The organism is Paraburkholderia phenazinium, from assembly GCF_900142845.1.
Classification (GTDB): Bacteria; Pseudomonadota; Gammaproteobacteria; order Burkholderiales; family Burkholderiaceae; genus Paraburkholderia; species Paraburkholderia phenazinium_A.
Window position 1 is genome coordinate 2,291,169 of sequence record NZ_FSRU01000002.1, and the last position, 19,448, is coordinate 2,310,616.

The window sequence follows — 19,448 nt, forward strand, 5'->3', positions numbered from 1 at the left end:
CCGTACACCGCACGCATCACCCCCTATGAAGGGCCGCGGCTGGCAAGCTGGCGGCCCTTTTTGCATCGCGTTGTGTCTTGTTGCAGCTGCAGGTCCGTTTTGACCTGCGGATGCATGGCGAGGCCCGCGGCAGTTTCACACGACGCTCTACTTTCCACCGTGTCACCGTCATGGCAAAGAATCGGCCTCATCCTGGCGAACCCAAACGTCCCCGCGCGGCGGCTGTGCAGCCGACGCCGGTGCCGGTTGCGCCGTCTAAACCGCAGATCGAGCCGGCAGCCGGGCTCGCCGGTCTGGGTGCTCTGCGTGCCGCGCTAAAAGGCGATGCCGAGCGACGTGAGCGCGACCGCGCCGCGGCGGCTGTGGCACAGCGTGAAGCGTCGGCGGATGCCGATCTGTTCCGGCGGGAGATTGGCGCGGTTGCGCCCCTGGTGGTGCCGCCCAGGGTGCCGCCGGCGCGCACGCCGCCCTCGCCTGTGCCCACGCAAACCAAGCTCGATGAAGAGGCTGTCCTGCATGAGGCGATTTCGGATGAGTTCGATCCGGAGGTGTTGCTTGAGACCGATGAGACGCTTTCGTATTGCCGGCCTGGAGTGAGTCAGGAGGTGGTGCGCAAGCTGCGGCGCGGCGCGTGGATTGTGCAGGCCCAGTTGGATCTGCATGGGATGCGGCGTGAAGAGGCGCGTGAGGCGCTGGCGGAATTCATTCGCGAGTCGGTCAAGCGCGGGCTGCGTTGCCTGCGCGTGATTCATGGCAAGGGGCTTGGGTCGGTCGGCAAGGAGCCTGTGCTGAAGGGCAAGGTTCGGGCCTGGCTCGTGCAGAAGGAAGAGGTCATTGCGTTCTGCCAGGCAAGAGCGCATGACGGCGGCGCCGGCGCTGTGCTCGTGCTGTTGCAGCCGGGGGCGCAGGTCGCTCATCCCAAACCGTGACGGGGCTCCGTTAATGCATCCGAGGCTTACCCTCGCGCTCACCATCATGGAGGCGCTGGCGATCTTCGCCTACGCGATCTCCGGTTTTATTGAAGCGCGCACGCGGCAGCTCGATGCGGTCGGGACGTTTCTGGTGGCGATGGCGACGGCCTTCGGTGGTGGGACCGTGCGCGATGTGCTGCTGGAGCGCAGGCCGTTTTATTGGGTCGAGCATCAACCGTATGTAATCGCGATCTTTGTGATGTCGCTGTTCGCGCCGATGCTGTTGAAGATGACGTCGAAGCTGTTGTCCGAGCGGGTGTTGTTGGTGGCGGATGCGGTTGGGCTGGGGCTCTTTAGCATCTCGGGTACTTCGATGGCGCTCGACGCGCAGATGCCGTGGTTTACGTCGGTGATGATCGGGGTTCTGGCTGGGGTGTTCGGCGGCGTGATTCGCGATGTGCTTTGCAATGAAGTGCCGCTGATTTTGAAGGATTCGCGACCGTATGCGACCTGCGCGTTTGTTGGATGCTGGTTGTATCTACTGCTGGATTACTTCAACTTCGATAGCGTATATAGCGTGCTGATCGCCACTGCGTTCATCCTGCTGGCGCGACTTGCGACGTTCAAATTCAATGTCCGTTTGCCGCATTGAGCGGCGAGAGCCCTCTCGCGCGGCTCCTACAAACGGACATACGGCTGCGATAACGCTTTCGACGACCTGATGAGGTCTTCCAGCATCGTGGCGCGCTTTTCCGGATTCGTGTCGCGGCTCGTCATAAAGCAAAGCGCCGCGACGGGAAGACCGGTTCGATCGCGTATCGGCGCTGCCATGCAGTATCGAAAGGTGTGCGAAAGACCTTCGGTGCAACAGTAACCCTGTTCAGCGGCACGTTCGACGTCGCGCAGAAAATCCTCAAATTCAACGCGCCTTCCGTTATCGAGGACAAAGTCTTCGTCCGGGATCAGCGCGCGAATCTCGTCCGCGCGCAGATGTGCGAGCAACAGGCGGCCCGTCGCGGTCCACGGAATCGGCACCTTCACGCCAATGTCGGAACTGATGTTGAACGGCCGCGAACTGTTCTCGGACAAAACCACGGTGTACTTGTTGCCCTCCAGCATGCACAACTGCGCGGTCTCGTCGTGGTTTCTGACCAGCGCGAGGATGGCCTGGTGGGCGCGACTGATCAGATCGTTATGCACCGCGTAGTCGGCGCCGTAGTAATGCATTTCACGGCCGAAAAAGACACTACCGTCGACCGTTGTCTCCAGCCATCCTGCTTCCGTGAGAATGGTGACCAGTTCGTAGATGCTGGAGCGCGGCGCGCCGGTCGCCTCAATCAGTTCGCGCATCGTCATCGGACGACGCGCGATATGCAGTTGCCTGAAAATGCCGACGACGCGGTCAACGCCTCGCGCTCTTGATGACTCTGGTGCTGACATGCCTTCAACTCCGTCGGCGATAGGGTTCGCAGTTTAGCGCAAGGTCAATGGTCGAGCACGCGGTGCAGGAACTGCCGGGTACGTTCGTTCTGCGGGTTCACGAAGATATCCTCGGGCGCGCCCTGCTCCGCGATCACGCCTTTATCCATGAACACGACGCGATCAGCAGTCTTGCGCGCAAAACCCATTTCGTGGGTGACGACAACCATCGTCATGCCGTCGCGCGCCAATCCGCGCATGACCTCGGTCACTTCGCCGACCAGTTCCGGGTCGAGCGCGGAGGTGGCCTCGTCGAAGAACATGATGCCCGGCTCGACCGCCAATGCTCTGGCAATCGCCACGCGCTGCTGCTGGCCGCCTGAGAGCTGGCTAGGATAGTGATCGGCACGGTCGGCGAGACCCACGCGATCGAGCGCGTCCATCGCACGCTTGCGCGCGTCCGCCGGACTCATCTTGCGTGCCTTGATCAGCGCGAGCGTCACGTTGCCAAGCGCGGTCTTGTGCGGAAACAGGTTGAATTGCTGAAACACCATGCCCACGTGACCGCGAATCTCTTTGGCGCGGCGAGCGTCGTGCAGCGGCACCTCGTTGACCCAGACCTCACCTGTGTCGGCCGTTTCCAGACCGCTCATGATGCGCAGCACCGTGCTCTTTCCAGAACCGGATGCGCCGATCAGCACGAGCACTTCACCAGGTCGCACATCGAGATTGATTTCCTTCAGGACCTGCGTAGCGCCGAAGGACTTGCTGACGCCGGCGAGGTTGATGATGGGCCTGGAAGTGGCGATAGAGGTAGTAGCGGTCATGACAACAGGCTCCTTCTACGATCATGGTGGCGCACCCACTGCGAAAGTGGAAAGCACACAACGAAATACAGCACGGCAACGAGGCCATATATCTCAACCGGTTTGCCGACCCGGTCGACGATAGCCTGACCCGCGTGCATCAATTCCGACATGCCGATCATGCTGACGATCGACGTATCCTTGATAAGCGACAAGTACTGGCCGACGAGAGGCGGTATGACGATCTTCCCGGTCTGTGGCAACGCCACCGAAAAGAATGCCTGCGTCTTGCTGAGCCCGAGGATCTGCGACACCTCCCACTGTCCTTTAGGCACGGCTTCGATGCCCGAGCGGAATATCTCGGCAATGTAGGCGCCTTGATAGACGCTCAAACCCACCACACCGGCTGCAAAGACATCGATTGCATAACCGAAGTACGACACGCCGAAATAGATGAACATCAGCGTGATCAGCACAGGTGTGCCGCGGAACAGTTCGGTATAGAGCCTGGCGATACGCGGCGTGCCCCATGGTCCGAATGACCTTAGGACGGCTGCCAGCAGCCCGATCAGCGTTCCACCGACGATCGACGCCGCGGACAGAAGCAGTGTCGCCACCAGACCCTGAATCAGGATCGCGAGGCTGGTCGTGAGCAATTCGCTTGACATGTTCGATCTCCGGTTGGGCGCTCAGGTGCGATCGGTCTGTCGCGCGAAAAAGAACGCGCGGCGCGGACGTTTCTTCAGTACGAGCGGTGGATGAAAGACACGGACGCTCACCTGGCCCGCCGCCCACGACAGGACATTGCTGAGTACCAGATAGGCGATCAACGTAATCGTGAAGGTCTGGATGTAGAGCAGCGTACGTGCGTTGATCACCGTCGCCGTTCCGCTCAGTTCCGGTAGCGCGATCGCCGACAGAAGCGATGTGCCGAGCAGCAACTGAATCAGGTTGTTGACGATCGCCGGATAAACGGCACGCGCGGCCTGCGGCAGCACCACTTCGACGAAGATCTGCGAGCGCCCCAGGCCGAGGATCGACGCCGCCTCCAGTTGACCGCGCGGCACGGACTGGATGCCCGCACGGAACACCTCAGCCAGGTACGCACCGACATTCACCCCTAACGCAATGACACCGGCGGCATAGGCATTCAACGTGATGCCGAGCGATGGCAAACCAAAGAACACGATGAAGATCTGCAGCAACACCGGCGTATTACGGATCGCTTCGATATAGGCACTCGCGATCGCGCGCAACAGTCTGGCGCGCGATGCGCTGGCCAGCGCCGTCAGCAAACCGAGCAGCAGCGCAAGGATGAAGGCCAGCACCGTGATCTGAAGCGTCAGCCACGCCGCGCGAACGAAATCGTTCCAATAGCCCGCAAGGGTCAGCCATTCATAGCTCATGGTTCCTCCGTCTTTCAACCGACGTTGAGCGCGCGCAGATTCAGTACTGCGGATTAAGCGGGAAGCGCGGATCTGTGCCGAACCACTTCTTGTAGAGCTGTGCGTTCAGCTTGGAAGCGTTGGTATTGAACAGGAACAGGTTCAGGTAATCGAGCCAGACCTGGTCCCCCTGCTTGACGCCGAACGCGTTGTATTCGAGCGGAACGAGCGCTTCGTTGGTCACAGTCAGGTCCGGATCGAGCGTTGCCTGATACGCGAGAAAGTTGTTGTCCTCGATCATCGCGTCGGCCTGGCCTTGTTTGACCGCAAGGATCGCAGCCTCCGAACTGTCGAACTCCTGAATCTTGACCTGCATGTTCAGCGAGCGCACTTCGTCACCGTTCGTCGAGCCCTTGACGGTTGCAATCGTGCGATTCGACATGTCGTTGATGGACTTGATGCCGCTGCTCTTTTTCACCAGCAGCGCTTCGCTCGCCACCACGTACGGGTTCGTAAAGGAGATTTCCTTCGCCCGCTCGAGGTTGCGGGTGAAGTTGCAGAACACCACGTCCACCTTGCTGGTTTGCAGGTTCGGAATGCGGTTAGCGCTCGTCGTATTCACGACTTCGAGCTTGACGCCCATTTGCCTGGCCAGTTCTTTCGCGAGGTCGACGTCGTAACCGTCGGGCTGGCCATCCTTGTTGTAGAAGCCGAACGGCGCGAAAGTCAAACAATCGCCCACGCGCAAGGTACCGCGCTGCAGGACCTGTTTGAGTGTCGAATCGGCGACGCCGCCCTGATCTGGCGTAGCGATCTTCGTGCAACCGGCAAACACCAATAGACCGGCCACAGCGAACAAACACGCGAATCTTGCGCTTTCCCTGATGATTCTCATTTTTCGATCCCGATCTGGAGTGAGAAGTCCACATGTGGACGGAAACGGCGATCAACCTGGCCTTCTCGGCATGCTCAGGGTGACGAGCTCGAGTTGATCGAACGTCAATATTCGTTTGTCTGGTATATCGGACTTCAATCCGACACAGCAGATGAAGAGCAGTGTTTCATGGGAAAAAAATCGTTGCAATGGGGTATACGCCAGCGTCGTTGGGCGTGACTCGGGGACACAACGCTACTTTCAGTGTGAAAGCCTTCGTGCGTTTGCCGAATCAGCCTGGACTCGAGCGGGCTCTTCAAGCTTTCGCCGCGTAGAATTGCTGGCTGAAACCCAGGCCGGGTTTCGCTCTTGCGGATCACCTTTTCGTTTGACGTTGCTAACCTAGAAGGATTTGCACGATGGCGAAGATCTCCCCAGGCGTGGGTCCGCGGTTTCCGCAAGTCGTCGTGCTCTTCGGCGCCACCGGCGATCTGGCGCGACGCAAGTTATTGCCCGGCTTATTCCATCTCTCGAATGCGGGCTTCATTCCAGGTTGCCGGATCATTGCGGTCGCGCTCGATGACATCGAAGCGGATCAGTTTCGCCGGACGGCCCGTGAAGCACTCGATGAGTTTTCTTCTCGCCCGATCGTCGAGACGGAATGGAACACCTTTGCGGCCCACCTCGACTATCTGTCGCTGGCTGCAGGTGCAGAGGCGCTTAAGGTTGCGGTTGAACGTGCCGAGCAGACCTTCGAAGGCGAGTGCCGGCGACTGCACTATCTGAGCGTACCGCCGAACGCGGCCTTATCCGCAGTCGGCATGCTCAAGGAAGCGGGCCTCGTCGAGCGCTCGCGGATCATCATGGAAAAACCCTTCGGCACCGATCTGGCAAGCTCGGTGTCATTGAATGCCAGGCTGCACGAAGTATTCGAGGAAGAGCAGATTTTCCGCATCGACCACTTCCTTGGCAAAGAGCCGGCGCAAAACATTCTGGCGTTCCGCTTTGCGAATGGGCTTTTCGAACCTATCTGGAATCGCAACTTTATCGATCACGTTCAGATCGACGTCCCCGAGACGCTAGGGCTCGGTAAGCGCGCGGGATTCTACGAGCAGACCGGGGCGTTTCGCGACATGGTGGTCACTCACCTGTTCCAGATTCTCGCGTTTATGGCGATGGAGCCTCCCACATCACTGGAGCCAGCGCCGATCAGCGAGGAGAAGAACAAGGTCTTTCGCAGCATGTTGCCAATTCAACCTTCTGATGTCGTGCGAGGGCAGTACACGGGTTATCGAGCTGAGGATGGGGTCAATCCGGAGTCGGAGACTGAGACCTTTATTGCGTTGAAGTGCTCCATCGACAACTGGCGTTGGGCTGGTGTGCCGTTCTATCTCCGGACCGGGAAGCGGCTGGCCGAAGGACAACGGATTATTTCTATTGCGTTTCGCGAGCCGCCCAAGAGTATGTTTCCGGCGGGGTCGGGGGTGGGCGCGCAGGGGCCGGATCATTTGACTTTTGATCTGGCGGATGCTTCGAAGATGTCGCTTTCGTTTTATGGCAAGCGGCCTGGGCCTGGGATGCGGCTGGATAAGCTCAGCTTGCAGTTCGCCATGCATGACACTGGCATGATCGGGGATGTGCTTGAGGCCTACGAGAGGTTGATTCTTGATGCGATGCGGGGTGATCGCACGTTGTTCACAACCGCGGAAGGGATTGAGCGGTTGTGGCAAGTTTCGACCGCGTTGATTGAATCGCCTCCGCCGGTTCGGTTTTATTCACCGGGATCGTGGGGGCCCAATGCGATTCATCAGCTTGTCGCGCCGCGGGCGTGGCGGTTGCCGTTTGAGCGGGCCTGGCGGGATCCGAATAAGTTGGGGAGTTGAGGGTTGTGCGGAGGGCGAGGTTCGTGAGCACGGCAAGATGGCAAAAAGCCCCACACGTCTCCCAACGCATGGGGCCTTTCCTTATCTTCGCTCCAACTTACAGCGCTAAACCTTAAGCAATCCGCTCTTCATTAGCCGGATCAAACAACACCGCCTTCGACACATCAAACAACAGCGTCATATTCGAAAGCGGCTGCGGATTCGAAGCCGGGTGCACACGGCTCACCACACGCTTGCCATTAACCTGCGCAAACACCAACGTATCCGGCCCGGTAGGCTCGATCACATCAACCTTAACCTCGACCGGCTGCAACTGCGCGTCTTCAACGTTATGCGCACTACGAGCATCGGTAATCCGCTCGGGCCGCAGACCCAGGATCACTTCCTTGCCCACATGCGCCTTAACCTTGGCCGAGGTGAACGGCAAATTCAGAACGGAGCGCTTGATCCCGGTATCAATCTCAACCCCAACCCCCGAACCCTGCTCCACCAGCTTGCCCTGAATGAAGTTCATCGGCGGCGCGCCAATAAACCCGGCCACGAACAGGTTCGAAGGCGAATCATAAATATCCTGCGGCGCGCCGAACTGCTGCACAACCCCATCCTTCATCACCGCGATCCGGTCACCCAGCGTCATAGCCTCGATCTGATCATGCGTCACATAAACGATCGTCGTGCCGAGGCGTTGATGCAGCAACTTGATCTCCGAGCGCATCTCAATCCGCAGCTTCGCGTCCAGATTCGACAAAGGCTCGTCGAACAGGAACATCACCGGATCGCGCGCCAGCGCCCGCCCCATTGCCACACGCTGCCGCTGACCACCGGAGAGTTGCCCCGGCTTGCGATCCAGCAAATGCTGAATCTGCAGCATGCTCGATACACGGTCGACAATCTGCGCCTGCTCCGGCTTCGGCACCTTGCGAATACCCAGGCCGAACGAAATATTCTCGCGCACCGTCATGGACGGATACAGCGCATACGACTGGAACACCATCGCGATATCGCGATCCTTCGGCGACAGGTTGTTCACCGTCTTGCCGTCGATCTGGATGTCGCCCTTCGTCACGGTCTCGAGACCGGCGATCATGTTGAGCAGCGTCGACTTACCGCAGCCCGAGCCGCCCACCAGAATCAGGAACTGGCCGTCTTCGATGTCGATGTTGACACCCTTCAGGACCGGCACCCCGTTCGGGTAGGTCTTGTACACGTCACGGATGGAAAGGCTTGCCATGCTGTGAATCCTCTTGTCTCTGGTACAGCTTCAGGTGCGTCGCACTCAGGCGGCGCAGGCCGGATGCCGGTTCGCACCGCAGCGGCCACGGGGCGCGCTGCGGCAATCGTTTGGGGTTAGCCCTTCACTGCGCCTGCCGTCAGGCCACGCACGAAGTATCGGCCGGCGATGATGTAGACGAGCAACGTAGGCAGCGCCGCGATAATCGCGCCTGCCATGTCGACGTTGTATTCCTTCACACCGGTCGACGTATTCACGAGGTTGTTCAGCGCCACCGTAATCGGCATCGAATCGACACCCGAGAACACGATACCGAACAGGAAGTCATTCCAGATCTGCGTGAATTGCCAGATCAGGCAGACCATGAAGATCGGCAACGACACCGGCAGCAGAATCTTCGAGAAAATCAGGAAGAAGCCTGCCCCGTCGATACGCGCCGCCTTCACCAGCTCCGCCGGAATGCTGACGTAGAAGTTGCGGAAGAACATCGTCGTGAACGCAATGCCGTACACCACGTGCACCAGCACCAGTCCGCTCACCGTGTTCGACAGGCCCATGAAGCCTTCAAAACGCGCCATCGGCAACAGGATGGCCTGGAACGGAATGAAGCAGCCCACCAGCAGCATCGTGAACAGAATGTCGGCGCCACGGAAGCGCCAGTGCGTCAGCACGTAACCGTTGAACGCGCCGATGATCGACGAGATGAGCACGGCCGGAATCACCATGCGCACCGAGTTCATGAAGAACGGCTCCATACCGTCGCAACGCACGCCCGTACACGCCTGGCTCCATGCCTTGATCCACGGCGCGAAGGTGGGGTGCGACGGCGGCGTCAGCAGGTTGCCGGTGCGCAGTTGATCGATGTCCTTGAACGACGTCGACAGCATCACGTACAGCGGAAACAGGAAGTACAGCGCAAACAGAATCAAGGCCGCATAAATGACGGCACGGCTGATCGTCATCTTAGGCTGCATTACGCGTGCTCCTCGATTCCATATACATCAGCGGCACGAGCACGGCCACGACGGTTGCGAGCATCATCATCGACGACGCTGCGCCGACGCCCAGTTGCCCGCGGTTAAACGAAAACGTGTACATGAACATCGCCGGCAGCGACGACGAGGTACCCGGGCCACCCGCCGTCAATGCAACGACGAGGTCAAAGGTCTTGATCGTGATGTGGCAGAGAATCAGCAGCACCGAGAAAAACACCGGACGCATGCTCGGAATCACGATCTTGCGGTAGATGGTGGGCAGCGTTGCGCCATCCACTTGTGCCGCCTTGAAAATTTCCGCATCCACACCGCGCAGGCCGGCGAGGAACAGCGCCATCACAAAGCCGGTGGACTGCCACACGGCCGCGATCACGATACAGAAAATCGCGCGGTCCGGATTGTCGAGCCAGTCGAACTGGAAACTCGTCCAACCCCAGTCGTGCAGCACCTTTTGCATGCCGAGATTCGGGTTGAGAATCCATTGCCATGCCGTGCCGGTCACGATGAACGACAGCGCCATCGGATACAGGAACACCGCACGCAAAGCGCCTTCGTTGCGGATGCGCTGATCGAGCAGGATGGCGAGGAACAGGCCCAGCGCCACGCAGATTGCAATGAACGGAATGCCGAACCAGCCGAGGTTGGCGGCCGAGGTCCACCAGACGTCGTTATCGAACAGCTCGCGATAACGGTCGAGGCCGACGAAATCGTAGCGCGGCATCAGCCGCGAATTCGACAGCGACAGAAAACCCGTGATAAAGATGAAGCCGTAAACAAAAACAATGCTGATCACGATGCTGGGAGAAAGCACCAGCTTCGGAATCCAGCGGTCGGCGAGCGCCGCTATCGGCGACGTGCGGCGGGTCACGGTGGCCGTGGTTTTCCCGTTTCCGCTAAGAGAAGCAGTCACTACTCGACTCCTGAAACTGTGCCGCCGGTTTCGGCGCGCTGAGCGCGCGACACTGGACTGGCAAAGGCTGTGACTCTGGGTACATCTTCATGCCTGAAGCGAACGCCCGGTTACGCGTGGAGTCGCAACCGGGCGCCCTGCTACCGTGCTTACTTCGTCTTCGCAGCCTTCGCGAGCGCTTCAACTGCGCTCTTCGAATCCTGGTCCGAGTTCATGAACTTCGTCACGACGTCGGTAATCGCACCCGCCGTTGCATCCGGCTGAGCCATACCGTGCGCGAGCGACGGAACATAACCGCCGGCCTTGATGGCCGTCTGTTCATCCGCGTACGACTGCTTGCCGCATGCGTCGAACTTGTCCATGTTCACGCCCAGACGAACCGGAATCGAACCCTTGTACAGGCTGAACTGCTCCTGGAAATCCGGGCTCATGATCGTCTTCGCCAGCGCCAGCTGACCTGCCGTTGCATCCTTCGCGCCCTTCTGCTGGAAGAACACGAACGAGTCGACGTTGAACGTGTAACCCTTCGAGGTGCCCGGGACCGGTGCGCAGATATAGTCCGTACCCGGCTGCTTGTTCGCGTTCGCGAACTCGCCCTTCGCCCAGTCGCCCATGAACTGCATGCCGGCCTTGCCGTTGATGACCATGGCGGTAGCCAGGTTCCAGTCACGGCCCGTACGGCCCGTGTCCATGTACGACTCGATCTTGCGGACCGTGTCGAACACACCGACCATCTGCTGCGACGTCAGGGTCTTCTGGTCGAGGTCGACGATCGCCTTCTTGTAGAAGTCAGCGCCTTGCGACAGCACGACGTCTTCCCACAGCGTCAGGTCTTGCCACGGTTGACCGCCGGCAGCGACCGGCTGGATGCCGGCAGCCTTCAGCTTGTCAGCGAGGGCGAAGAATTCCGGCCACGTGGTAGGCGGCTTCGCGCCAACCTTGTCGAGCGCTGCCTTGTTGATCCAGATCCAGTTGACGCGGTGCACCGAGAACGGCGCGGCGACGTAGTGACCGTCTGCGTGCATGATCTTGTCGATCTGCGGCGGCAGGTTCTTCTTCCAGTCACCCGCGACGGAGTCGATCGGCACCAGCACGCCCTGCTCCGCCCACTCCTGGATCAACGGACCCTTGATCTGCGCAGCGCTCGGCGCATTGCCCGAGATCACCTGCGTCTTCAGTGCCGTCATGGCCGCCGCACCCGCGCCGCCCGCAACCGCGAAGTCCTTCCAGGTGTAGCCCTGCTTCGTCATGTCATCTTTCAGCACGCCGACGGCTTTCGACTCGCCGCCTGACGTCCACCAGTGCAGCACTTCGATCGACTCGGCAGCTTGCACTGCGGATACGCCACACATCAGACCTGCGGCGCACAAAGCGCCCATGATCGCGCGGAATTTCATTGCTTATCTCCTCCAGACACCTGAACAAAAAACGAATGGCCCCTGATTCTCCAGGGTGCTGTGGTTGGTTCAAACAGGCAAAACACTGGGCGATCGAGCCTCGGGCAGACGCATGCGCATGCATGTGCCGGCGAGCCGACGTTCGGCCGCAGGAAGCTCAGAAGATGAGTGGTTCGGGATGCAACTTGACTGTCTCCTCTTTTGATTTTTGCCTGCCCGCGTCGCGCGCGGCAGACTCGAGGTTCCTCACAGGTTAACCCTGATATTGCAGCGCGGTTTGCCGCCCCAAAGCAGCCAACACGTGCAAAAACGCAATGTCCGTTAACATGCAGGGGACGCGGGCCGATTCGGGAAAACGCGCATCTTGCCTAAGCACGCACGCTTTTTTCATCGATTTATCGCTACCTCTTGATTTGGATTGTAGTTAAACTACAATTCAGTGTCAAAAAAAATTTTATCGGACTACGGTCGCCTGGAGCGGCCCCCTGGACATCGACGGAGACACATGTTTACCGATTCAAGTTTCACCTTCGTTCTCTTCGGCGGAACCGGCGACCTGTCGATGCGCAAGATTCTGCCGGCACTGTATGAAGCACACCGTGCAGGGATGCTGGCAGAAGGCGGCAAGATCGTTGGCGTGGCGCGTCATGCCGAGGACCGGGCTGGGTATATCGAGTGGGTCAACGCGCACGTCAAGCCGTACGTCTCGAAGAACGGTCTCGACGAGACGGCATGGGCGAGCTTCCTTGAACGCATCCAGTACGTGAAGCTCGACCTGGGCAAACCCGAAGACTTCGCGCTGCTGCGCGACGCGGTCAGCGAGTTGCCCGGCATCCGCGTGTTCTATCTCGCCACCGGCCCGTCGCTGTTCGTCCCGATCTGCCATGCGCTGGCCGCAGTGGGCCTGAATACGAATTCGCGCATCGTGCTGGAAAAGCCGCTCGGCTACGACCTGAAGTCGTCCAACGCGATCAACGACGCCGTGGGCGAAATCTTCGCTGAAGAGCAGATCTACCGGATCGACCACTACCTCGGTAAAGAGCCGGTGCAGAACCTGCTCGCGCTGCGCTTCGGCAATGCGCTGTTCGAACCGCTGTGGCGCCGCGAATGGGTCGAAAGTATTCAGATCACGATTGCGGAAGAGCTCGGCGTGGAAGCGCGCGGCGACTTCTACGACAATACCGGCGCGCTGCGCGACATGGTGCAGAACCACTTGCTGCAGTTGCTTTCGATCGTGGCAATGGAGCCGCCCCATTCGATGGATTCGGATTCGGTGCGCGACGAAAAGCTGCGCGTGCTGCGCGCGTTAAAGCCCATCGATCCGCGCGACATCGGCAAGGTCGCGGTACGCGGCCAGTATCATGCCGGCGGGATCCGCGGCACCTCGGTGCCGGCTTACGCCACGGAACCGGGTGTCAAGGCGAACACCAACACCGAGACCTTCGTGGCTCTGAAGGTGGAAATCGAAAACTGGCGCTGGGCCGGCGTGCCGTTCTTCCTGCGCACGGGCAAGCGTCTGGCGGACCGCGTCGCTGAGATCGTCGTGAACTTCCGTGCGGTGCCGCATTCGGCGCTCGGGCCAACCGCCTTGCGCCCCGGCGCAAACCGGCTGGTGATCCGGCTGCAGCCGAACGAAACGATTCGCCTGTACTGCCTCGCCAAGCAGCCTGGCGAGGGCATGAACCTGGCGAGCGTCCACCTCGACCTCGCGTTCGACCAGTTCTTCCGCGAAGGACAGATGGAGGCTTACCAGCGTCTGCTGCTCGACGTGATCAACGGCCGGCTCGCGCTGTTTGTGCGGCGTGACGAGCAGGAAGCGGCATGGCGCTGGGTCGAACCGATCCTGAACGAATGGGCGGCCGCCAACAAGCCGCCCAAGCCCTATGCAGCGGGCACGTGGGGGCCGGCGGCGTCGAGCGCGATGTTGGCGCAGCACGGCACCTGCTGGCTCGAAGAAGAAAACTGACAGGCGGCAACGCAGCGTGGCTCAACGAGTGCTGCGTCTGGCGCATGCAAGACCGCAGAAATTGACTGAACGGGGTGGCGCCGTAACGGCGGCGGCAATGGCAGCAACGGGCAGTGCCCTGCAAGCGGCCGTTGCCCTGCGTTAAGGCATATTCCGCAGACCCAACAAAAAAGCAGTACGGAGGAGAAGTGATCGAGCTTCACGCTTTCGACGACCAGCGCGCCCAATCGGACGCGCTGGCGAAAGCGGTGGGCGACGCTTTACAAGCGTCCCTCGCCGCTCAGGCAACCGCGACTGCTACCGGCGCGGCCCATACCACGCTTGCAGTGTCCGGCGGCAGCAGTCCGCGTCCGTTCCTGCAGACGTTGTCCACGCAACCGTTCGACTGGTCGCGCATTGCCGTGACGCTGGTCGACGACCGCTGGGTCCCCGAAACGGACAGCGCCAGCAATTCGCGTTTTGCGCATGAGGCACTGTTGCAGAATGCAGCGCAAGGCGCGGCGTTCTGGCCGCTGGTGGACACCACTCAATCGCTCGAGGCGCACGTTGCTGCGCTGAACGCCGACCCGCGCCGCACGCTGCCGGATGTCGCCGTACTGGGCATGGGCGAGGACGGCCATACGGCGTCGATCTTCGCGGATGCGCCGGAGTGGGACTTCGCCATCACGACGTCCGAACGTTTTGTCGCGGTGCATCCGGGCAGTGCGCCGCATGCACGCGTGAGCTGGTCCATGTCCGCGTTAAAGCAGATGGGCCGCCTGTTTCTGTTGATTGCAGGACCGCGCAAGCTGGACGTGCTGAATGCCGCCGCCGCTGCGCCACAAAAAAATGCCATCTCGCAGTTGGCAAACGACAAGGGAGTGAGACTCGATGTCTACTGGTGTGAAAAGTAACGCTGTCCCGGCTGCGGGTCAGCACGCCGACGGACCGCGGCTGTTGGCCGACATCGGCGGCACCAATGCGCGTTTTGCACTGGAGACAGGGCCGGGCGAGATTGGCCAGGTGCAGGTGTATCCGTGCGCCGACTATCCGGGCGTGGCCGAAGTCATCAAGAAGTACCTCAAGGATACGAAGATTGGCCGTGTGAACCACGCGGCGATTGCGATTGCGAACCCGGTCGACGGCGACCAGGTCAGCATGACCAACCACGACTGGACCTTCTCGATCGAAGCCACGCGCCGCGCGCTGGGCTTCGACACGCTGCTGGTCGTCAACGACTTTACCGCGCTGGCCATGGCGTTGCCGGGCCTGACGGATTCGCAACGCGTGCAGGTGGGCGGCGGTGCACGGCGGCCGAACAGCGTGATCGGCCTGCTGGGGCCGGGCACGGGCCTGGGCGTCTCCGGCCTGATTCCCGCCGACGACCGCTGGATTGCGCTGGGCAGCGAAGGTGGCCACGCCACTTTCGCACCGGCCGACGAGCGCGAGGATCTGGTGCTGCAGTACGCCCGCAAGAAGTGGTCGCACGTGTCGTTCGAACGTGTGTCGGCGGGTCCCGGCATCGAGGTGATTTACCGGGCGCTGGCGGCGCGCGACAAGAAGCGCGTCCCGTCGAACTTCGACACATCCGACGTGGTCAAGCGCGCGCTCGAGGGCGAGCCGCTGGCGGCGGAATCGGTGGATGTGTTCTGCGGCATCCTCGGCACCTTCGCCGGCAATATTGCGGTGACGCTGGGGTCGCTGGGCGGCATCTACATTGGCGGTGGTGTGGTGCCGCGGCTGGGCGAGTTCTTCGAGCGTTCGTCGTTCCGCGAGCGCTTCGAGGCGAAGGGCCGTTTCGAGGCGTATCTGAAGAACGTGCCGACCTATGTGATCACGGCGGAGTATCCGGCGTTCCTGGGGGTCTCGGCGATTCTGGCGGAGCAATTGTCGAATCGTACGGGCGGGAGTTCGTCGGCGGTGTTCGAACGGATTCGCCAGATGCGCGATGCGTTGACGCCGGCGGAGCGGCGCGTGGCGGATCTGGCGTTGAATCATCCGCGTTCGATCATTAACGATCCGATTGTGGACATTGCGCGCAAGGCTGACGTGAGCCAGCCGACGGTGATTCGTTTCTGCCGCTCGCTGGGATGCCAGGGCCTGTCCGATTTCAAGCTGAAGCTGGCGACCGGGTTGACCGGGACGATTCCGGTGAGTCATAGCCAGGTGCATCTGGGCGACACGGCGACGGACTTTGGCGCGAAGGTGCTGGACAACACGATCTCGGCGATTCTGCAGTTGCGCGAGCATTTGAACTTCGAGCACGTCGAGCGGGCGATCGATCTGTTGAACGGCGCGCGGCGCATCGAGTTCTATGGGCTGGGGAATTCGAACATCGTCGCGCAGGATGCGCACTACAAGTTCTTCCGCTTTGGCATTCCTACGATTGCTTATGGCGATCTGTACATGCAGGCGGCGTCGGCGGCGCTGCTGGGCAAGGGGGATGTGATTGTTGCGGTGTCGAAGTCAGGGCGTGCGCCGGAGTTGCTGCGCGTGCTGGATGTGGCGATGCAGGCTGGGGCGCAGGTGATTGCTATTACGTCTAGCAATACGCCGTTGGCCAAGCGGGCTACTGTGGCGCTTGAGACTGATCACATTGAGATTCGCGAGTCGCAGCTTTCCATGATTTCGCGGATTTTGCATCTGGTCATGATTGATATTCTTGCTGTTGGGGTCGCTATTCGGCGCGCTGTGCCTAGTGAGGATGTGGCTGAGACTGTCGCTAAGGCTCGTAGTGGAGCGGATGATGATGCCACCGCTGTGCTTGACTGGTTAAGTCATGGGGCTGCTTCTTCTGCTCGGGATTAGTGTGTGCTTTTTTTGCCTGCGGCGGTCTGGTTTTGTCGTTGTTCTTGGGGTGTTGGCCTTTCCTTGATTTCTTAGTGGTCTATTAGCTTCGCCCCTGTGCGGGGCGGCACCTACTTTCTTTGCCGCCGCAAAGAAAGTAGGCAAAGAAAGCGGGCTCACACCGCTAGCGCTTAGTGAGCCATCCCGGTCTGCTACCGGGAACGGCCCAAAACGAGACCTGCCATCGCATTTCCCCCCTCAGTGACACAGCGCTCATCCATCCCGCCTTCGCACTCCGTGCGCAGCGGATGGGTCCGCCCATGGTGGGACGCAGATGTGAACTGGCTATGCATGCGCTAAAATGTTTGGATGCCTAAATAGTGCACGGCAAGGCGCAACAAGATGAGCGTATCGAAGAATTGTTATGCCCGACGGCGGGGCGCGCAGCGCAACGCTGGAACGGATGAGTGCTGTGTCACTAACGTAGATGGTGCGAGAGCGGGTCTCGTCTTGGGCCGTTCCCGGTGGCAGACCGGGATGGCTCACTAAACGCTAGCGGTTGCAGCCCGCTTTCTTTGCTTACTTTCTTTGCGGCGGCAAAGAAAGTAAGTGCCGCCCCGCACAGGGGCATCGCTAATAGACCACTAAGAAATCAAGGAAAGGCCAACCCCGCAGGAACAACAACCAAAGCGCCACCCAGGCAAAAAGACAGCCCTAAGCAACACCCCCAGGCACCCCCCGCCCGTGCCAGCGAACAACCAACAGCTTGCCACAATAACAAAGCCCGCCGGCAACGCCAATAGCAACCCCCATCCCTTTAGGCGAAGCCCCCTCCCAAACTCCCACAGCAAGAGAAGCCCCCGCCCCCAACGCCAGTTGCACCGCCCCAAACACCGCCGCCGCAGCCCCAGCATTGTTCGGATACCGATGCATCAAATCCGTCGTGCAGTTAGCCGACAACAACCCCACCACCCCAACCACAAAAAACAACCCCGCCACGATCGACCACAACCCACCCCACCCGGTCAGGCAGACCAACGACACAAACAGCGAAGCCACACAGCTAACCGTCGCCGAAAACGAAATGATCGGCAACGACCCCAACCGCCCAATCAGCCGCGTATTCATAAAGTTGCCGAACATGATGCCGACAATATTCAACGCAAACAGAAACCCATAATGCTGCGCGGAAACATGGAAGTACTCGATGTACACAAACGGCGTCGCCGTGATGTACGCGAACATCGATGCAAACGCCATCCCGCCGCATAACATATGCCCCCATGCCACCGGGTCGCGCAGCAACTTCCCATACGCCGCAAACGACTGTAGCACCGCCGAATGCTTGCGCTTTTCCCGTGGCCACGTCTCCGGCACCTTCAGGTACGCCGTCACCGCGCACGCCGTGCCAAACAGCGTCAGCGCAACAAACACCACCCGCCATCCGCCCAGCAACAATAACTGGCCGCCAATCAGCGGCGCCAGCAACGGCCCGATCGACGTCACAATCGCAAGCATCGATAACACCCGGGCCGCATCGGCCGGCTCGTGCGCATCCCGTGCAATCGCGCGCGCCAGCACCGACGCCGCACCCGCGCCAAGCGCCTGCACGAAACGGAACGTCACCAGCGATCCAATCGAAAACGAAAAGCCGCAGGCGATGCTCGCCAGCGCATACATGATGATCCCGCCCAGCAGCACCGGCCGCCGTCCGTACGAGTCCGAAAGCGGCCCGTACAACAACATGCCGATCGAAAAGCCAAACATGAAACTCGTGAGCGTCGTCTGCGCGGCACTAGTGCTGACCAGAAACGCCTGCGCAATCGATGGCAGGCTCGGCAGGTACATGTCGATGGAAATCGGTCCGCACGCAGCCAGCGCGCCGAGCAACAGGATCAGCCGGCCATCGGGCCGGCGTCGAGTGACGTGAGACATGGGAATCCAGAAGAAGCAGCCCGCTGACCTACGCGTCGGACCGCGGAAAACAGTGAAGACCGCTGCATTGACAGCCGCAATTGTACGCGACGGTCAAATGGGTCGTCGCGCGTACGCCTGGTCAGCATGGCCGCCAATCGGTTAAGCTCCCGCCTAAGCCATCAACGACTCTCCCAACCCATCTGCCCTAGTCCGTCATGACCGCCTTCCTGCTGATCTGGAGCCCCAAGAAATGGCCCTGGCCAGAGCTGCCCGATGTCGTCAAGCGGGTCGCCGCCGGTGAAGCGGTGACCGATGTCTGGGGCTGCGGCGTCGCCCGCAGCATCCTGCCCGGCGACCGTGTGTTCCTCCATCGGGTCACCCAGGAACCCCGAGGCGTGTTCGGCTCCGGCTACGTCACGCGCGCGCCGTACGAAGTGCCCGATCCCTACTCCAAACGCGGCTATCGTCTGTGCATTGACTTCGTCTACGACTGGCTCGTCGACGCTCATCAGGAGGTCGTCGTCACGCGCGACGCCTTGCGCGTCCATCCCTTCTCCGTGCAGACGTGGGATGCGCAGGCATCCGGTACGTCGATCAAGCCGGTCGCCGAAGGCGCGCTCGAAAAACGCTGGGCCGAACTGACCGGCAAGCGCAAACCACCGCCGCTTGCCCCGCCTACGGGGCCGACGCAGTCCTCCAAGTTTTCGGCCCATGCCGCGGCAAAGCGCGCCGGTGAAGCAGCGGCCGTCAGGCACCCGCCCTTCAGCACCGCGCTCTCGCTGACGTCGGGGAATGGTGCCGCGGGCCCCGCGAGCCCCACCGGCGGCCCCGGGCGATCTGTCCGAAAGAAAGCCTAAACCCGGCCAAACGGGCGTCGCAGACCGGCCCGTGCGGCGCTCGCCTACCACACCGCACCGGGACAATCCACCGCAAGCCCCTCTGCTGCCGCGGCCCGCCGACTGCGCGTGACTCCGGTACAATTTCAGAT

At 60.7% G+C, this 19,448-nt stretch carries 17 protein-coding genes; 7 read left to right on the forward strand and 10 right to left on the reverse strand.

Annotated elements, in window-relative coordinates:
- The first annotated feature begins 170 nt into the window (after positions 1 to 170).
- Both BUS12_RS27225 and BUS12_RS27230 read left to right on the forward strand, forming a co-directional pair.
- Positions 171 to 929 carry a Smr/MutS family protein gene (locus BUS12_RS27225; RefSeq protein WP_074301735.1) on the forward strand — a complete coding sequence of 253 codons (759 nt, stop codon included), beginning with the start codon at positions 171 to 173 and terminating at the stop codon, positions 927 to 929.
- Positions 930 to 942: 13 nt separating this feature from the next.
- Positions 943 to 1,563, forward strand: coding sequence for a trimeric intracellular cation channel family protein (locus BUS12_RS27230; RefSeq protein ID WP_074300486.1), 621 nt, complete (start codon positions 943 to 945; stop codon positions 1,561 to 1,563).
- A 26-nt stretch (positions 1,564 to 1,589) separates the two neighbouring features.
- Here BUS12_RS27230 and BUS12_RS27235 read toward each other — a convergent pair whose 3' ends face one another.
- From BUS12_RS27235 to BUS12_RS27255, 5 genes are read right to left on the reverse strand one after another with little or no spacing between them, the layout of a single operon-like run.
- A complete protein-coding gene (locus BUS12_RS27235) occupies positions 1,590 to 2,351 on the reverse strand; it encodes an IclR family transcriptional regulator (RefSeq protein ID WP_074300487.1) in 762 nt (253 codons plus the stop codon).
- Between the two features lie 44 nt (positions 2,352 to 2,395).
- Positions 2,396 to 3,157 carry an amino acid ABC transporter ATP-binding protein gene (locus BUS12_RS27240; RefSeq protein ID WP_074300488.1) on the reverse strand — a complete coding sequence of 254 codons (762 nt, stop codon included), beginning with the start codon at positions 3,155 to 3,157 and terminating at the stop codon, positions 2,396 to 2,398.
- Entirely contained in the window at positions 3,154 to 3,804 is a 651-nt protein-coding gene (locus BUS12_RS27245; protein ID WP_074300489.1) for an amino acid ABC transporter permease, read from the reverse strand. Before BUS12_RS27245 ends, BUS12_RS27240 begins: the two co-directional genes overlap by 4 nt.
- 21 nt (positions 3,805 to 3,825) lie before the next feature.
- On the reverse strand, positions 3,826 to 4,542 hold the full coding sequence (locus tag BUS12_RS27250) for an amino acid ABC transporter permease (protein WP_074300490.1): 717 nt from the start codon (positions 4,540 to 4,542) through the stop codon (positions 3,826 to 3,828).
- Between the two features lie 40 nt (positions 4,543 to 4,582).
- The gene (locus BUS12_RS27255) at positions 4,583 to 5,416 is read right to left on the reverse strand and encodes an ABC transporter substrate-binding protein (RefSeq protein ID WP_074300491.1); all 834 of its coding nucleotides are present in this window, start codon (positions 5,414 to 5,416) and stop codon (positions 4,583 to 4,585) included.
- A 398-nt stretch (positions 5,417 to 5,814) separates the two neighbouring features.
- Here BUS12_RS27255 and zwf (BUS12_RS27260) point away from each other — a divergent pair, with 398 nt between their 5' ends.
- The gene (gene zwf / locus BUS12_RS27260; protein WP_074300492.1) at positions 5,815 to 7,278 is read left to right on the forward strand and encodes a glucose-6-phosphate dehydrogenase; all 1,464 of its coding nucleotides are present in this window, start codon (positions 5,815 to 5,817) and stop codon (positions 7,276 to 7,278) included.
- A gap of 112 nt (positions 7,279 to 7,390) precedes the next feature.
- On the opposite strand, the gene BUS12_RS27265 is transcribed toward zwf (BUS12_RS27260), so the two are convergent.
- The 4 genes from BUS12_RS27265 to BUS12_RS27280 form a co-directional block, all read right to left on the reverse strand.
- Positions 7,391 to 8,509, reverse strand: coding sequence for an ABC transporter ATP-binding protein (locus BUS12_RS27265; RefSeq protein ID WP_074300493.1), 1,119 nt, complete (start codon positions 8,507 to 8,509; stop codon positions 7,391 to 7,393).
- Between the two features lie 116 nt (positions 8,510 to 8,625).
- A complete protein-coding gene (locus tag BUS12_RS27270; protein WP_143788472.1) occupies positions 8,626 to 9,483 on the reverse strand; it encodes a carbohydrate ABC transporter permease in 858 nt (285 codons plus the stop codon).
- Complete coding sequence (locus BUS12_RS27275) at positions 9,473 to 10,414, reverse strand: carbohydrate ABC transporter permease (RefSeq protein WP_074300495.1); 942 nt, start codon at positions 10,412 to 10,414, stop codon at positions 9,473 to 9,475. The genes BUS12_RS27270 and BUS12_RS27275 overlap by 11 nt, the downstream gene beginning before the upstream one ends.
- 149 nt (positions 10,415 to 10,563) lie before the next feature.
- Positions 10,564 to 11,811, reverse strand: coding sequence for an ABC transporter substrate-binding protein (locus BUS12_RS27280; RefSeq protein WP_074300496.1), 1,248 nt, complete (start codon positions 11,809 to 11,811; stop codon positions 10,564 to 10,566).
- Positions 11,812 to 12,316: 505 nt separating this feature from the next.
- Between BUS12_RS27280 and zwf (BUS12_RS27285) the strand changes: the two genes are divergently transcribed.
- From zwf (BUS12_RS27285) to BUS12_RS27295, 3 genes are all read left to right on the forward strand, one after another.
- Positions 12,317 to 13,777: a glucose-6-phosphate dehydrogenase gene (gene zwf, locus BUS12_RS27285; RefSeq protein ID WP_074300497.1), complete on the forward strand. Its 1,461-nt coding sequence runs from the start codon at positions 12,317 to 12,319 to the stop codon at positions 13,775 to 13,777.
- A gap of 188 nt (positions 13,778 to 13,965) precedes the next feature.
- The gene (pgl, locus tag BUS12_RS27290) at positions 13,966 to 14,670 is read left to right on the forward strand and encodes a 6-phosphogluconolactonase (RefSeq protein WP_074301736.1); all 705 of its coding nucleotides are present in this window, start codon (positions 13,966 to 13,968) and stop codon (positions 14,668 to 14,670) included.
- Positions 14,648 to 16,564, forward strand: coding sequence for a bifunctional transcriptional regulator/glucokinase (locus BUS12_RS27295; protein WP_074300498.1), 1,917 nt, complete (start codon positions 14,648 to 14,650; stop codon positions 16,562 to 16,564). Before pgl ends, BUS12_RS27295 begins: the two co-directional genes overlap by 23 nt.
- A gap of 693 nt (positions 16,565 to 17,257) precedes the next feature.
- Here the strand turns inward: BUS12_RS27295 and BUS12_RS27300 are convergent.
- Positions 17,258 to 18,478, reverse strand: coding sequence for a Bcr/CflA family multidrug efflux MFS transporter (locus BUS12_RS27300; RefSeq protein ID WP_074300499.1), 1,221 nt, complete (start codon positions 18,476 to 18,478; stop codon positions 17,258 to 17,260).
- A gap of 197 nt (positions 18,479 to 18,675) precedes the next feature.
- Here BUS12_RS27300 and BUS12_RS27305 point away from each other — a divergent pair, with 197 nt between their 5' ends.
- Positions 18,676 to 19,317, forward strand: a complete 642-nt coding sequence (locus BUS12_RS27305; protein ID WP_253190221.1) for a hypothetical protein — start codon at positions 18,676 to 18,678, stop codon at positions 19,315 to 19,317.
- Positions 19,318 to 19,448 lie beyond the last annotated feature (131 nt).

What these genes read in the sequence shown, in the direction of transcription:
- zwf (WP_074300497.1), top strand. Translation starts at nt 12,317, where the DNA reads ATGTTTACCGATTCAAGTTTCACCTTCGTTCTCTTCGGCGGAACCGGC.
- BUS12_RS27235 (WP_074300487.1), bottom strand. Translation starts at nt 2,351, where the DNA reads ATGTCAGCACCAGAGTCATCAAGAGCGCGAGGCGTTGACCGCGTCGTC.
- BUS12_RS27305 (WP_253190221.1), top strand. Translation starts at nt 18,676, where the DNA reads ATGACCGCCTTCCTGCTGATCTGGAGCCCCAAGAAATGGCCCTGGCCA.
- BUS12_RS27300 (WP_074300499.1), bottom strand. Translation starts at nt 18,478, where the DNA reads ATGTCTCACGTCACTCGACGCCGGCCCGATGGCCGGCTGATCCTGTTG.
- BUS12_RS27225 (WP_074301735.1), top strand. Translation starts at nt 171, where the DNA reads ATGGCAAAGAATCGGCCTCATCCTGGCGAACCCAAACGTCCCCGCGCG.
- BUS12_RS27240 (WP_074300488.1), bottom strand. Translation starts at nt 3,157, where the DNA reads ATGACCGCTACTACCTCTATCGCCACTTCCAGGCCCATCATCAACCTC.
- zwf (WP_074300492.1), top strand. Translation starts at nt 5,815, where the DNA reads ATGGCGAAGATCTCCCCAGGCGTGGGTCCGCGGTTTCCGCAAGTCGTC.
- BUS12_RS27295 (WP_074300498.1), top strand. Translation starts at nt 14,648, where the DNA reads ATGTCTACTGGTGTGAAAAGTAACGCTGTCCCGGCTGCGGGTCAGCAC.
- BUS12_RS27265 (WP_074300493.1), bottom strand. Translation starts at nt 8,509, where the DNA reads ATGGCAAGCCTTTCCATCCGTGACGTGTACAAGACCTACCCGAACGGG.
- BUS12_RS27250 (WP_074300490.1), bottom strand. Translation starts at nt 4,542, where the DNA reads ATGAGCTATGAATGGCTGACCCTTGCGGGCTATTGGAACGATTTCGTT.
- BUS12_RS27245 (WP_074300489.1), bottom strand. Translation starts at nt 3,804, where the DNA reads ATGTCAAGCGAATTGCTCACGACCAGCCTCGCGATCCTGATTCAGGGT.
- BUS12_RS27230 (WP_074300486.1), top strand. Translation starts at nt 943, where the DNA reads ATGCATCCGAGGCTTACCCTCGCGCTCACCATCATGGAGGCGCTGGCG.
- BUS12_RS27255 (WP_074300491.1), bottom strand. Translation starts at nt 5,416, where the DNA reads ATGAGAATCATCAGGGAAAGCGCAAGATTCGCGTGTTTGTTCGCTGTG.
- BUS12_RS27280 (WP_074300496.1), bottom strand. Translation starts at nt 11,811, where the DNA reads ATGAAATTCCGCGCGATCATGGGCGCTTTGTGCGCCGCAGGTCTGATG.
- BUS12_RS27270 (WP_143788472.1), bottom strand. Translation starts at nt 9,483, where the DNA reads ATGCAGCCTAAGATGACGATCAGCCGTGCCGTCATTTATGCGGCCTTG.